Here is a 13638-nt window from a genome sequence, read left to right on the forward strand (position 1 = left end):
AATAGCAAAACGGACCGGTGATACGGGCCGGATAGAGGAGAAATACTATGTACGAAGAGACAACAGAGAAACTGCTGGAATTTATCAGCAAAAGCCCCACAGCCTTTCAGGCGGCAGAAGAGACAAGAAAACGTTTTCTGGAGGAGGGCTTTACAGAACTGAAAGAGGAGGAAAGCTGGAACCTGGAAAAAGGCGGAAAATATTTTGTCATGAGAAATCATTCCGCCATCATTGGATTTTCCATTCCTGTCAATGACTGCAGAAGATATCATATCATTGCAAGCCACAGCGATTCTCCGTCTTTTAAAATAAAAGAAAATCCTGAGATGTCCGTAAACGGAGCTTACGTGAAACTGAATGTGGAGCGGTACGGAGGAATGATCCTATCTACCTGGTTTGACCGTCCCCTTTCTGTTGCAGGCCGGATGATCGTCCGCAAGAACGGAAAAATCCTGGAAAAACTTGTGAATATTGACAGAGATCTGGTCATGATCCCAAGCCTTGCCATCCATATGAACCGGGATATCAACGGAGGCTATCATTACAATGTTCAGAAAGATATGCTTCCACTGTACAGTGGCAGTGGTGAAAAAGGAAATTTCATGCGGATGATGGCAGAAGAGGCGGAGGTTCGGCCGGAGGATATTCTGGGACATGATCTGTTTCTTTATAACCGGATGCCCGGAACGATCTGGGGTTCCCGGAATGAGTTTGTTTCCAGTCCAAGGCTGGATGATCTGCAGTGTGCTTTCGCTTCGCTGGAAGGTTTTCTTCAGGCAGATAAAAAGAAAAATATTGCAGTCCACTGTGTACTGGATAACGAAGAGGTGGGGAGTACCACAAAACAGGGAGCAGCATCCACATTTCTTAAGGATGTGCTGTTCCGGATCAATCTGGCCCTTGGCGGAGATCAGGAAAGTTATCTGATGGCCCTTGCGGAGAGCTTTATGATCTCTGCGGATAATGCACATGCGCTTCATCCGAATTATACAGACAAGGCAGATCCTGTAAACCGTCCGGTGATGAATGGTGGAATCGTGATCAAATATAATGCGAACCAGAAATACTGTACGGATGGGATCTCCACAGCGATTTTCAAGGAGCTCTGCAGAGAAGCGGATGTGCCGTATCAGACATTTGTAAACCGCTCTGATATTGCCGGTGGATCTACTTTGGGAAATATTTCAAACACCCAGGCAGCCATGAATACGGTAGATATCGGCCTTCCTCAGCTGGCAATGCATTCCGCTTATGAGACGGCCGGAGTGAAAGATACGGAAAGCCTGATCCGCGCGGTAAAGGTATTTTACAGATGACATCGGAGGACAGGAAAATGAGCAGAAAAGCAGTATTTTTTGATGCGGACGGAACTGTCTGCGATATGAAAAAAGGTGTGCCGGACAGTGCCATTGAAGCCATCCGTGCGCTGGTAAATAATGGACACGAAGCATGGCTCTGTACAGGAAGAAGCCGCGCCTTTGTTTCCTGGTATCTGGAGCAGATTCCTTTTACCGGAATGATCAGTGCCTGCGGGTCCACCATTGAAAAAGACGGGAAGAGACTTTTTAACAAAGAGATGACACCAGAAATTGCAAAACTTTCCGTGGAGGTTTTAAGAAAATACGGCCTGATTCCGGTAATGGAAGGTGCGGATTTCATGTACTATGACAAAGAGGAATATACCGATGAAGTGAACTGGTATGCCAGCCTGATCACGGAATCTCTGGGTGATAAATGGAGACCGATCCGTGGAAATGAGGATTGCATGCGGATCAATAAGATCAGCGCAAAAATGACTGCAGGGTGTGATGCAGAGGCTGCATTGTCCATTTTGTCAGAATATTATGATATCATCCGTCATGAGGGCAGCAGTTCATTTGTGGGAAATACCATTGAACTTGTGCCAAAAGGATTTAATAAGGCGGTGGGAATCGCGGCAGTGATCCGCCTGTTTGATATTCCGTGGGAAGATACCATTGTTTTTGGAGACAGCAACAATGACCTTGCCATGTTTGAATACGCTGCAACAAAAGTTGCCATGGGAAATGCTTCCCCGAAGATCAAAGAACTGGCAGATTATGTTACGTCCGATATGTTCCATTATGGAATCCGGGATGGGCTGAGATATCTGAAACTGATCTGAAAATAAAAAATGCTGTGGAGATGTACATAAAACATTTTCCACAGCATTTTTGTATTATGATGGTGTTCAGATCAGACCCAGGCTTTTACAGAGAAACAGCCAGAATGTCAGGGTAAAAGCACTGAACAATGTAGTGAGAAGCACGACTCCCGAAGAAAAAGAGCCTTCATGTCCCATATTTTTCGCCATGACAAAACAGGTAACTGTGCTGGCAGATCCCAGCATAATGATAATGGAAACCAGCTTGTCCTTTGTAAAACCGCATCGGATGGCAAGGGGCAGAAAAAGAGCTTCATAACCGATCAGTTTCATAAAGGTACAGGCGACGGATGCTTTGAGCCTGGAAAAAGCTTTCCCAAAATGAAGAGATCCACCCATGGCCATGAGACCAAGAGGAGTAGCAGTTTTGGCAAGATTGCCTACGGTAGAGTCCAGGATCTTCGGAAAGGGAAGGCGAAGAAGAGACCAGAGTGTACCGGCAACAATACCGAGAATGATGGGATTGGTGACAATGCCTTTTAAAGTACGCTTCAGAACAGTTCCATCCAGCCTTCCCTGATCCGGTTTAAAGACAGAGAGAACTACAACGGCCATCACATTATAAAGAGGTACACTTGCAATGATCATCAGCGGTGCCATGCCTGCGTTTCCGTAAAGATTCTGGATAACAGCGATGCCAAGGATTGCGGCACTGCTGCGGTAGGATGCCTGGATAAACTCGCCCCGGATATCGGATGGATGGAGGAGGCGGGACAGGAGTACGGAAATTATGATACTGACTGAGGTGATCAGAAAACAGAAGATCACCATTTTGGAATCCCATGCTTCGTAAATATCGATCTTGGCGATATCCTGAAACAGAAGAACTGGCAGCGGGATGACGAATACGAATTTGTTCATACGGTTGACAAATGCCTCATCAAAAAGTCCGATTCTCCGGAAAAAATATCCAAGGAGCAGAGTAAGAAAGATAGGCACGGTAACGTTCAGACAGAAAATAAGATTGTCCATAAAAGAAAGCCTCCCTGAGGTAAAATATCTTCATTCATTATATCGAATCTGCGAAAATTGTCAAACAAGGTATACGGAACTGTAAAATTCTGGTATGATAAAAAGTGTTGCGAAAAAGCAGCACAGGGGTCGAGAAGGAGAAAGAAAAAATGAGATACGGAAAAATACGGATCGAAGATGGCTTTTTTGTATTTACCAGACATATGATGCTCAACAGTCTTCCTTGTAAAGATATCCTCTGGGCGTATATGCGCCGGGAAGGAGCAGATAAAACCAGCGAAAAACAGCTGATCATCAATTACCTGGTAATTATAACCAGGCGTCAGAAACGTTATAAATTTGATATGACAGAGCAGGAAGTACAGGACTGTCTCCGGCTTCTGAAAGTACTGAATCCGGATCTCGCGGTGGGTTTTCCAAAAGGAAGCAGGCTTCCGCTTCAAAACCTTCCAAATACAAGAGATCTTGGCGCTTTGATGACCGAAGATGGTTTGCATATTCTTCCCAGAAAACTTCTGCGCAGTGGTGAAATCTATCACGCATCCATAGCAGATACCAGAATCCTTTCAGAAGAGTATAACGTAAAAACAGTGATTGATTTCCGCTCTGCAGCGGAAGTAAAGAAAAAACCGGATGACATTATGGCGGGTGTAGAGTATTACCATATTCCAATCCGTGATGAGGAGAGTAACGGAAACAGTTTTTTTGAACGTGTGATGTCCTGTTACGGGGAAGGAGAACGATATATACAGGAACGGTATCGAAGTCTTATTACCGATGAATATTCCCTGAAACAGTATGCGCGCTTTCTGGATGTACTGCTTCACGTAAAAAATGGAGCCGTTGTTTTTCACAGTACTACGGGAGAAGACAGGACAGGAGTCGGGACGGCACTTTTGCTCTTCGCACTGGGAGTGCCAAAGGAAACAATACGAAGGGATTACATGCGGTCGAATCCATGTCTTGAGGAAGAACTGAAATACATGCGGAGGCTTTACCGTGCAGACAGGCCGGAAAACAGCCGGAAACTTGCAGATCTGAAAGCTTTTTATCAGGTGAAGGAATCTTACATCAATACGGTTTTTGATGTCATTGAAAAAGAAAACGGAGGAATCGAGAGATTTCTGCGGAGAAAACTTTATCTGACACCAAAAGCATCCGAAGAGCTTAAGAAAAAATATCTGATCTGAGGATAAAAACACTTCTTATTAATTTGAAGGAATTTTACGGAAAATTTTGATTGACAAAATTTTCGAAGTTGTTATAATGATAACAAAGCAAATGTTTATTAGATTAAAGCGTTAACTGACGAAGTCGGTTTTCTATACATAAAAGTGTTGAAAGCAGGTGTATTATGGAAAAGAGAATACTATCCATCCTTGTGGATAATACTTCCGGAGTCCTTAGCCGTGTGGCTGGTCTTTTCAGCCGCCGTGGATATAATATCGACAGCATTACCGCAGGTGTGACCGCGGATCAGAGATATTCCCGCATGACAGTTGTTTGTGAGGGAGATGATCAGATGCTCCAGCAGATCACCAAGCAGCTGGCGAAGCAGGAGGATGTGCAGGATGTCAAGATCCTTGAGCAGGATGACAGCGTTGCCCGTGAGCTGATGCTCGTCAAGGTCGCTGTGAAGCCGGAACAGAGACAGGGAGCACTTTCCATTGCGGATATCTTTCGTGCCAAGGTAGTGGATGTGAGTAAGGATTCTCTTATCATGGAGATGACAGGAAGCCAGAACAAGCTGAAGGCATTTGTGGAGCTGATGGCTGACTATGAGATCCTTGAGCTTGCAAGAACAGGAATCACAGGCCTGTCACGAGGCAGCGACGATGTCCGTTACCTGTAAATTTTTTACATATGTTTGCTAGGAGAGCAGCCACTCTCTTAACGATAAATAATTTTTATGAAGAAGATGTGATGAACATCAGAGGAGGAAAGCAAAATGGCTAATAAGATTTTTTATCAGGAAGATTGTAATTTAAGTTTACTGGATGGTAAAAAAATTGCAATTATTGGATACGGAAGCCAGGGACATGCACATGCTCTGAACTTAAAAGATTCCGGATGTGACGTCATTATTGGTCTGTACGAAGGCAGCAAATCTTGGAAAAGAGCCGAGGAGCAGGGCTTTAAGGTATATACAGCAGCAGAGGCTGCCAAACAGGCAGATATCATCATGATTCTTATCAATGATGAGTTACAGGCTAAACTTTACAAAGAGTCTATCGAGCCGAATCTTGAAGAAGGCAATATGCTTATGTTTGCTCATGGTTTCAATATTCATTTCGGATGCATCAAGCCACCGAAGAACGTTGATGTAACAATGATCGCTCCTAAAGCACCTGGCCATACAGTAAGAAGTGAGTATCAGGCTGGAAAAGGAACACCTTGTCTTATCGCAGTAGAGCAGGATTACACAGGAAAAGCTCAGGATCTTGCACTTGCATATGGTCTCGGTATCGGCGGAGCAAGAGCTGGTCTTCTTGAGACAACATTCCGTGTAGAGACAGAGACAGACCTCTTCGGTGAGCAGGCTGTACTTTGCGGTGGTGTTTGTGCACTTATGCAGGCTGGTTTCGAGACACTTGTTGAGGCTGGTTATGACCCAAGAAACGCATACTTTGAGTGTATCCATGAGATGAAACTGATCGTTGACCTGATCTATCAGTCTGGATTCGCTGGAATGAGATATTCTATCTCCAACACAGCTGAGTATGGCGATTACATCACAGGACCGAAGATCATCACAGAGGATACAAAGAAAGCGATGAAGAAGATTCTTTCCGATATCCAGGATGGTACATTCGCAAAAGAGTTCTTACTCGACATGTCCGATGCAGGTGCACAGGTTCACTTCAAAGCGATGAGAAAATTAGCTGCTGAGCATCAGTCCGAGAAAGTCGGCGAGGAGATCCGTAAACTCTACAGCTGGAACGGCGAAGATAAGCTTATCAACAACTAAGCAAAATTTATTGCAAAGCAATAAATTTTGCGCTACTCGAACGAAGCGAAGCGGAGTTTGAGTCAAAGAAATAAGCGCAGGAATAAAGTAGCAGGAAACTTTTTTGTTACCAGCTATTATGAAGAAAACCATCTGGTCAATGAGATCAGATGGTTTTTTAATAGTAGCATTTAGTTGAATTCTTCAGTTAACTTCCCTGCTTATTCCTCCCCAAAAAACGGCACAATCAAATCCAAATTCGCATCTTTCTGTCTGCATACAAACCCGATTTCACGTGGAGGAAAAGAAAATCCTACCGGTACTTCTACCAGTGTCCCTTCTTCCAGTTCTTTTTTTACAAAATCCCGGATCACGCAGGCAATTCCAAGACCAATTTCCGCAAACTGGATCAGAAGATCCATAGTTGTTACTTCCAGGATATGACTCAGCTCCACATGATGTTCTTTCAGCTGCGCGTTCACAGTCTGTCGGGTGATATTATCCTCATCCAGCATCATAAAAGTCGCCGCCTGGATCAGTGGTTCGTCGGGATAGAGTTTTTTCTGATTTTCCAGATATTGCCGCGTACAGACAAAAGTATCCCGGATTTTTAAGAGGGGATGAAAATAATATCCGCGAAGCTTCTGTGGCCGTCCGATGAGCCCCAGATCGATTTTTTCCTCATCCAGAAGATGTAGTGTCTGATAGGTGGACTGGCAGGAAATGGTGATGCGTACATGGGGAAAATGTGCAATATAATTTTCAAGGTGGGAGAGCAGCACATATCTGGTCAGAGTGGAACTGGCTCCCAGACGCAGCTTTGGGATATCGCGGGATCGATTATGACGGATGGAATTTTCGCCTTCATCCAGAAGGAAAAGAGCCTCTTTTACCTTCTCAAAAAGAAGTTCGCCGTCAGGGGTCAGAGTTACACCCCGGGAACTCCGTTTAAAAAGTAGGGTGTCCAGATTCTGTTCCAGTTTCTGGATTGCCTTACTGATGGCCGGCTGGCTGATATAAAGTTCTCTGGAGCTGTGGGAGATGCTGCCGGTACGGGCAACCGTATAAAAAATATGATAGAGAGACAGGTTATCCTGCATACGAAGCCTTCCTTTCCAAAAAGGGGTAGATAGTAATCACAATAGTAATCAACAATAATCATTTCCGGATAATAAAAAAGATTTCCGATTCATCGGAAATCCCTGGTTTTACAGCATTTTATAATGTTCAATCGGGGCAACAGGATTTGAACCTGCGACCTCACGGCCCCCAGCCGTGCGCGCTACCAAGCTACGCCATACCCCGTAACGAAGAAAATTATAACAGAAATTCAATGCAAATGCAACTGCTTTTTGCAGATGAAAGATAGTCTTTGGGAGTATCCTCAGACATTGGGGAAAATGGAGGATTTGTCGGGGATAGTTGTTTTTTGGAGAAAAATTAGATATAATATAACAATAGCGTGCTTAAATTAAGACATCGCGTATGAATAAGTTACAAAAACAGATCGGGAAAGCATAAATATTTATAATTTATTTCCTGCAAGAAGTGATGTAACCGGAAACAGGAGGAGAAAAGATGTCGGATAGAGTAATTGAACAGGCGGATCTTAGAACCATTGAACACAATCTTGGAGCGATCCACAATGATCTTCAGACACTGGATTCCAATGTAGGGGCAGTCAACAGCAACATAAAGGTTGTCTATGATGAGATTGGGAGTCTGGCAAAGGAATTTCATGATTTTGTCAGTGTTCAGCAAAGAGCAAACCGGCTTAATCAGGCAGAAACGAGACTTGTAAAGATCAGGCAGGAACTGGAGAAGAAATATGGACATTATGATATTGTACGTCGTACAACAACCGGAATCCTGCAGGCAGATGATATTGGAATTGTAAAGAAAGATACGATCAGTAATGCAACAGAGGAACTGATGATTTCCACTCCAGGTTACTGGCTTGCACCTTGTCTTGTTGCACTTGCAGCATGGATCAACGATCAGCCGGAACTTGCAGAGAAAGCCATTAAAGAAGGCATCAAACGCAACGATGAAAAGACATCACTGTTTTTTGCACTGATCTGTCGCCGTGCGGATCGAAAAGAAGCGTGTCTGAAATGGACGCAGAGATATCTTGCAAACCAGGATGAGGAAAACCTTGACCGAAAGACGATCATTGTTCTGGATGCGTTTGCCAGCGGTCTGTTTGGCGCAGATACAGAGGGCGTTATTTCCCGCCAGATGAATGAATGGCTGCAGCATCTGGAAGAGAAGCCGGGATTCACAGAAAAACAGACACAGCAGTGGTCAGAGGCGATCAACCTTAAGAGAAAACCGATAGATACTTCTTCTTATACCTACCTGAGAAAATACAGCAAAACATGGCCGGTACTGGAGGACATTCTGGAGGGTGCACATCTTCATGCGGAGATGCTTGAATATCTGATCGGGATTTTTGAACAGAAAGTCTCTACAGCAACTGTGAGAGAACAGCTGGATGATATTCTGGACAGTCTGGTAACGGATTTTGATGATGAAGAACTGCCTCTTCGAAAAGAAGAAAAATTTGAACAGTTTATCGTAGATTTCAGAGGCGATGAAAGTCGTGCCCGCCAGAATATGAATGTAGAGCAGACGGCTTTTGAGACACATAAGGATTTCACGCAGCTTTTGACAGACGCTGCCATGAAGCCGGAAACAGCCCACTCCAGTGTGTCAACACAGAAATTTGCATTTGCTTTGTCAAGAGATTGGGTGATGAATGCGTATAATGATGTTGTTGCCCAGAACCGTATGAAGATTCCAAATGAAATAGAAATAAATGTTGATACATTTAATGATACAACTGTCGATGGTCAGAATGAGAATGAGCTTCTTGAAAGATTCAGTACACTTGTCAGTTCAGAAAGAGATGCGGAACTTGCAACATGCGTAATGAGCAGTTTTGAGCAGTTCTGTCTGTATGGCGGAATTGCAGTCGGAGTGATCGGACTTGTGATGCTTCTGTTCGGAAATAAGTTTCTGGGCCTTATTGCTGTAATTGCAGGTGTAGGCATGGTCCTTAACCATTTTTCAAAGAAAAAAGATATAGAAAACAAGCGACAGAATATTGCAGAGCGTTATGAGAAAAAACGCAGCAGTGGTTCTGAGATCATTCGTGCTACACTGGCAGAAGTTGTTGATTTCCGTATTGAATTTGCGGATAAAGATAGCGAAAGCGAGCAGGTCATTGACTTTCTGGAACAGTTGTCTCCGGATCAGTATGTAAGAAAACTGGCAACTTCCAATCGAAGAGTCAAGATGTAAAGGAGAAGAGACATGGACGCAAAAATGAGAGCTGATTTTGTGAATTCCGTGGCCAGTGGACAGAAAGTTCCCTGCCCGGTCTGCAATACATTGAATGATCCAGATGGGAGTTTCTGTATTGCCTGTGGTCATTCTTTAAAGAAAGAAGAGAAAAAAGATGAAAATTCTGGTACGGTAATCTGCCCGGTTTGCCAGAATGCGAATAAAAAGGGATTTCGCTTTTGCACGGTCTGTGGAAATAAATTAGACGAGGCAGAAAGCACAAAGAGCAGTGACCCGGTTACACCACAGCCGGCAGCAGCTCCGGCACAGTCAAAGGCAGCAGGACAGCAGCCGGCAGCTCCGGCTCAGGACGTACAGAGAAATATGGGCAAAAATGCATTCCAGGTTGCTCCGGCATTTGAACCGGCAAAAAAAACGGCAGCTGCCCCAATCCGAAAAGATCCACCGATCCAGAGTAAGCCTGTCCGGAAAAAAATGGCATTTAACTTTGCGGAGCCGGAGGTGGAAGAATATAAGGAGCCGGTAAGTGTATTTGCACAGGGACTTCCTTCCTGGGATGTAGTTCCGCCGCAGATCATGGTCAGGAGGAAGAAGAAAAAATGACAGCAGTACCAAATACATACTCAGAATGGGTTACAGTATTAACCGATTTCAAAAATAAAAAAAATGATGAAGATGTCTTAAGAGCAATGAAGGCAGGGTCCATACAGTGGCAGTCAGGTGTGGCAGAAAGGTTTTCACGGAAACTGATCGAAGCAGTGAATTTTCGTATGAATGCTGCTTCGGATAAGTTTCAGAAGGATCTGTCCAGATCCCATGGACAGGAAGGCGCCATTGTTCAGGCAATATTATCCTTAAGAAAAGAAATGGCATTCCTTGCAAATGCAATCGATCTGCCTGCTTTACCGGATGATGAAAGAAAGCATTATCTGGCTTTGGTTATTGAACAGGCGGATAATATGCAGAAATCGCTGGAAGATTCTGCGAAAAATGACAGAAGCGGAAGAATGTCCAGCATTGTCAGAAATCACAGGGTGAATTCATTTTAGGAGAGAAGACAGATGAGTGATACAGCTAAAAGCAAGGAACTTTTGACACGGTATTCTATAGCAAGAATTCCTTTTATTGCAATTAATACCATAGAACCTGGCAGAACACTGGAGATGTTGAAAGAGATATCCGAGGATCTGCAGCTTCCGTTTCATGTACATACGCTGACAAAGGGAGTTTATGATCTGGCAACGGATAAGAATCTCAGTGATGACAAATCCGTTTATGGTGCGATTGATTATATGACGGAGCAGATGAAACGCAAGCAGTATGAAACGATCATTCTGACAGAAGTTCCGGACCTGAGCACAGAAAACAGCGATTCCAAACAGATACTGGCACTGGTAAATCTGGCTAATGAGTCTGGTGGAGTTGTCATTGTATTTACCAACGCGCCAGTCTGGAATCAGCTTCAGCGCCAGGGAATGACGATCAAGATCGATCTCCCAAATGAAGAAGAAATGTATTCCATAATCAAAGAATATATTGATGATTATCGAAATGAAATTCCTATTGAATGGGATAATACAGATATACGGGAGGCCGCTGCAACCTTAAATGGAGTTACACGAATTGAAGCGGAGAATGTGATCGCCGCACTGATCGCCAACAAACGTATTCGGAAATCAGATATGGATGAAGTACGTTTTGCGAAAGACCGTCTTTTTTCGGATATTTCCGGACTTGAGAAGATCGAAGTGGACGACAGTGTAAAGGATGTAGGTGGACTGGAAGGACTCCGGAAGTGGCTGGATGAAAAAAAAGAACTTCTCACACCGGAAAAGAAAGATGAGCTGCGTTCCAAAGGTCTGCAGCCACCGAGAGGGATTTTGCTTGTAGGAGTTCCGGGATGTGGAAAGTCTTTATCTGCGAAATCCATATCCGCAAACTGGAAACTGCCTCTTTACAGGCTAGATTTTGCCACAGTGCAGGGAAGTTATGTAGGACAGTCAGAACAGCAGCTGAAAGATGCACTGACAACAGCTGAAAATGTATCTCCCTGCATCTTATGGATCGATGAGATTGAAAAAGGATTATCCGGAGCTACCGGAGGCGCCGGAGACGGAGGAGTGTCCACCAGAATGGTTGGACAGTTTCTGTTCTGGATGCAGGAATGCAAAAAACAGGTGTTTGTTGTAGCAACAGCCAATGATGTGTCCATGCTGCCGTCAGAACTGCTCCGCCGCGGAAGATTTGATGAGCTGTTTTTTGTTGATCTTCCTACCGCAGATGAAAGAAGAGATATTTTGTCTTTATATATGAGAAAATATTTAAATCTGGAATTTTCCGGTGAATTTGCAGATAAAGTAGTTGAGATCAGTGATGGATTTACAGGAGCAGATCTGGAGTCTACAGTCAGAGATCTGGCGTACCGGTCTATCGCAAATGCAAACTTTATTTTAAGTGAGGAGAATATAGTAACTGCATTTAACAATGTAGTTCCACTTTCTCAGACAAGCCCGGAAAAAATCGAAGCGATCAGGGATTGGGGGAAGGAAAGAGCAGTACCGGCTTCCGGAAAGCCGATTGGTGGAGAGGAACTTATCCAGAAGAAAAGTGGACCAAAGACGCGAAAAGTTCTTGTATAAGGAGTGTGAATCATGCCAAGACCGATGTTAAGAACACCACAGAATCAGACACAGTCACAAACTGTAAATAATAATATCTTAAGTGCAACCAGAAATCAGGAGCATGAGCAGCAACAACAGCAAATGGATAAGATGAAACTAGATCAGCTGCTGAGAAAAAAAAGATCAAAAGAATATATGGAAGCATTGCATAAACTGGATGCGGGCGGACACGTTCATAATCAGAATAAAGTAAATGATATCATCCGCACGATACAGGAGGAGTTTCCGGAAGTTCAGCTTGGAGGCGTCCTGCTTGGATATGTTTCCATCTGTTATCTCGGAAAGCCTTATGAAGTGCATACACTGGATCTTACAGGTGGCATCATTGAACATTATAAAACAGGAGAAACACTTCCAGATGGCCTCGAAAAGGCACGTACCATTGCCATGCGTGGCGGATATGAGTTTATTGAAGTTTATAAAGACTGCTGCAGGGCGGTCAGTGCCAGCGGATATGTTTCTGTAATACCAGGCTGAAAAAAACAAAAATCCGGGATGCAGATGATAAGCATCCTGGATTTTATGAAGAAAATATAGTAGTATAAAGACCGGATAAATATATCGGAGAATTGCGATAGGTATCCGGAAAGGATATACAAATGAAAGATATTATAGCGAATATTACAGCGAATGTACTGACTGCACTGTATCAGCCCTTCTGGTTTTCTGTAGCCCTTTCAGTACTGACTTTGTTTTTTTATCTGTTTGCTTATCATAACGAGACTGGTGGAAGGGGATTAAAGGCGGCTTTTTCTGTCTGGTGGAAATATTTTCGTGAGGATCTGTTTTTTCGGAAACTGTTTTTTCTTACGTTTTATACGACTATGATACTGTTCCGTACTTTGCTGAACCGTGATATGTGGATGAATCCTCTTTCTGATGTTTTTGGAAACTGGTGGATCTGGAAGTATGCGGAAGATGGGAGCAGGCAGCTTACAACAGAGTGCATTGAGAATCTGATGCTGTTCATTCCGTTTACGGTTCTTTTTTTCTGGACTGTTCGTGATAAAGTTACGGAAAAAATGACATTTTGCGGTACTGTATGGAAGGGACTTAAGATCACATTTCTGTTTTCTCTGTCCATTGAATTTCTGCAGCTGTTCCTGCGTCTTGGAACTTTTCAGTTTTCAGATCTGTTTTACAATACTCTGGGTGGAGGCGTTGGAGGCCTGATTTACTGGTTTGGATCTTACATGTCAAAGAGAAAACACCATTGACAAATTTATCGTAACGTGTTAACCTAATACCAGTTTCAAAAAGAGAAATGCATAGATGAGGAATAGTACACATTGAGCGGAGCACAGAGAGCTGCTGGCCGGTGAGAAGCAGTGGAAGGGATTTGTGGAACTCGCCTCGGAGCATCTGCCCGAAATCCTATAAGAGAGTAGGCGCAGACGGTGTCCGCCGTTACCCGGAGAGGATATAAGGATGTTTTTACATTCCGTATCTGTCAAGTGTGTGATTTTTTATTCATGAAATAAGAGTGGTACCGCGTAGGACAGCAGTTGTCTTTCGTCTCTTGCAGAATCTGCAGAGCCGGAAGATTTTTT

General features: G+C 43.7%; 13 protein-coding genes, 1 tRNA gene and 1 other annotated feature. Of the genes, 11 read left to right on the forward strand and 3 right to left on the reverse strand.

Features of this window, described 5'->3' with window-relative positions:
- Positions 1-47 precede the first annotated feature (47 nt).
- Positions 48-1316, forward strand: a complete 1269-nt coding sequence (locus GPK81_RS17655) for a M18 family aminopeptidase (protein WP_118071827.1) — start codon at positions 48-50, stop codon at positions 1314-1316.
- Between the two features lie 17 nt (positions 1317-1333).
- Positions 1334-2143 (forward strand): Cof-type HAD-IIB family hydrolase, encoded by an 810-nt coding sequence (locus tag GPK81_RS17660; protein ID WP_118071828.1) that lies wholly within the window; start codon positions 1334-1336, stop codon positions 2141-2143.
- 66 nt (positions 2144-2209) lie between these two features.
- Here GPK81_RS17660 and GPK81_RS17665 read toward each other — a convergent pair whose 3' ends face one another.
- The gene (locus GPK81_RS17665; RefSeq protein ID WP_118071829.1) at positions 2210-3154 is read right to left on the reverse strand and encodes an AEC family transporter; all 945 of its coding nucleotides are present in this window, start codon (positions 3152-3154) and stop codon (positions 2210-2212) included.
- A 149-nt stretch (positions 3155-3303) separates the two neighbouring features.
- Here GPK81_RS17665 and GPK81_RS17670 point away from each other — a divergent pair, with 149 nt between their 5' ends.
- From GPK81_RS17670 to ilvC, 3 genes are all read left to right on the forward strand, one after another.
- Complete coding sequence (locus tag GPK81_RS17670) at positions 3304-4344, forward strand: tyrosine-protein phosphatase (protein WP_021976296.1); 1041 nt, start codon at positions 3304-3306, stop codon at positions 4342-4344.
- A 164-nt stretch (positions 4345-4508) separates the two neighbouring features.
- On the forward strand, positions 4509-5006 hold the full coding sequence (gene ilvN / locus GPK81_RS17675; protein ID WP_021976297.1) for an acetolactate synthase small subunit: 498 nt from the start codon (positions 4509-4511) through the stop codon (positions 5004-5006).
- Between the two features lie 96 nt (positions 5007-5102).
- Positions 5103-6122: a ketol-acid reductoisomerase gene (ilvC, locus tag GPK81_RS17680; RefSeq protein WP_021976298.1), complete on the forward strand. Its 1020-nt coding sequence runs from the start codon at positions 5103-5105 to the stop codon at positions 6120-6122.
- A gap of 200 nt (positions 6123-6322) precedes the next feature.
- Here the strand turns inward: ilvC and GPK81_RS17685 are convergent, their stop codons facing one another.
- Positions 6323-7201 carry a LysR family transcriptional regulator gene (locus tag GPK81_RS17685; RefSeq protein ID WP_118064189.1) on the reverse strand — a complete coding sequence of 293 codons (879 nt, stop codon included), beginning with the start codon at positions 7199-7201 and terminating at the stop codon, positions 6323-6325.
- 131 nt (positions 7202-7332) lie between these two features.
- Positions 7333-7406 (reverse strand) — tRNA-Pro (locus tag GPK81_RS17690).
- Between the two features lie 273 nt (positions 7407-7679).
- Here GPK81_RS17690 and GPK81_RS17695 point away from each other — a divergent pair.
- From GPK81_RS17695 to GPK81_RS17720, 6 genes are all read left to right on the forward strand, one after another.
- Positions 7680-9404 (forward strand): hypothetical protein, encoded by a 1725-nt coding sequence (locus tag GPK81_RS17695; protein WP_021976300.1) that lies wholly within the window; start codon positions 7680-7682, stop codon positions 9402-9404.
- A gap of 12 nt (positions 9405-9416) precedes the next feature.
- Positions 9417-10010 (forward strand): zinc ribbon domain-containing protein, encoded by a 594-nt coding sequence (locus GPK81_RS17700; RefSeq protein WP_215707426.1) that lies wholly within the window; start codon positions 9417-9419, stop codon positions 10008-10010.
- Complete coding sequence (locus GPK81_RS17705; protein WP_021976302.1) at positions 10007-10456, forward strand: hypothetical protein; 450 nt, start codon at positions 10007-10009, stop codon at positions 10454-10456. Before GPK81_RS17700 ends, GPK81_RS17705 begins: the two co-directional genes overlap by 4 nt.
- A gap of 12 nt (positions 10457-10468) precedes the next feature.
- On the forward strand, positions 10469-12046 hold the full coding sequence (locus tag GPK81_RS17710; RefSeq protein ID WP_118064185.1) for an AAA family ATPase: 1578 nt from the start codon (positions 10469-10471) through the stop codon (positions 12044-12046).
- Positions 12047-12058: 12 nt separating this feature from the next.
- On the forward strand, positions 12059-12565 hold the full coding sequence (locus tag GPK81_RS17715) for a hypothetical protein (protein WP_118064183.1): 507 nt from the start codon (positions 12059-12061) through the stop codon (positions 12563-12565).
- A gap of 122 nt (positions 12566-12687) precedes the next feature.
- Entirely contained in the window at positions 12688-13305 is a 618-nt protein-coding gene (locus tag GPK81_RS17720) for a VanZ family protein (RefSeq protein WP_177968517.1), read from the forward strand.
- A gap of 43 nt (positions 13306-13348) precedes the next feature.
- Positions 13349-13611 (forward strand) — a binding site (T-box leader).
- Positions 13612-13638: the final 27 nt, after the last annotated feature.

Source organism: Blautia sp. MCC283 (assembly GCF_018785565.1).
Lineage (GTDB): Bacteria > Bacillota > Clostridia > Lachnospirales > Lachnospiraceae > Blautia_A.

Coding starts and splice junctions, on each gene's coding strand:
- GPK81_RS17655 (WP_118071827.1), top strand. CDS start 48: ATGTACGAAGAGACAACAGAGAAACTGCTGGAATTTATCAGCAAAAGC.
- GPK81_RS17660 (WP_118071828.1), top strand. CDS start 1,334: ATGAGCAGAAAAGCAGTATTTTTTGATGCGGACGGAACTGTCTGCGAT.
- GPK81_RS17665 (WP_118071829.1), bottom strand. CDS start 3,154: ATGGACAATCTTATTTTCTGTCTGAACGTTACCGTGCCTATCTTTCTT.
- GPK81_RS17670 (WP_021976296.1), top strand. CDS start 3,304: ATGAGATACGGAAAAATACGGATCGAAGATGGCTTTTTTGTATTTACC.
- ilvN (WP_021976297.1), top strand. CDS start 4,509: ATGGAAAAGAGAATACTATCCATCCTTGTGGATAATACTTCCGGAGTC.
- ilvC (WP_021976298.1), top strand. CDS start 5,103: ATGGCTAATAAGATTTTTTATCAGGAAGATTGTAATTTAAGTTTACTG.
- GPK81_RS17685 (WP_118064189.1), bottom strand. CDS start 7,201: ATGCAGGATAACCTGTCTCTCTATCATATTTTTTATACGGTTGCCCGT.
- GPK81_RS17695 (WP_021976300.1), top strand. CDS start 7,680: ATGTCGGATAGAGTAATTGAACAGGCGGATCTTAGAACCATTGAACAC.
- GPK81_RS17700 (WP_215707426.1), top strand. CDS start 9,417: ATGGACGCAAAAATGAGAGCTGATTTTGTGAATTCCGTGGCCAGTGGA.
- GPK81_RS17705 (WP_021976302.1), top strand. CDS start 10,007: ATGACAGCAGTACCAAATACATACTCAGAATGGGTTACAGTATTAACC.
- GPK81_RS17710 (WP_118064185.1), top strand. CDS start 10,469: ATGAGTGATACAGCTAAAAGCAAGGAACTTTTGACACGGTATTCTATA.
- GPK81_RS17715 (WP_118064183.1), top strand. CDS start 12,059: ATGCCAAGACCGATGTTAAGAACACCACAGAATCAGACACAGTCACAA.
- GPK81_RS17720 (WP_177968517.1), top strand. CDS start 12,688: ATGAAAGATATTATAGCGAATATTACAGCGAATGTACTGACTGCACTG.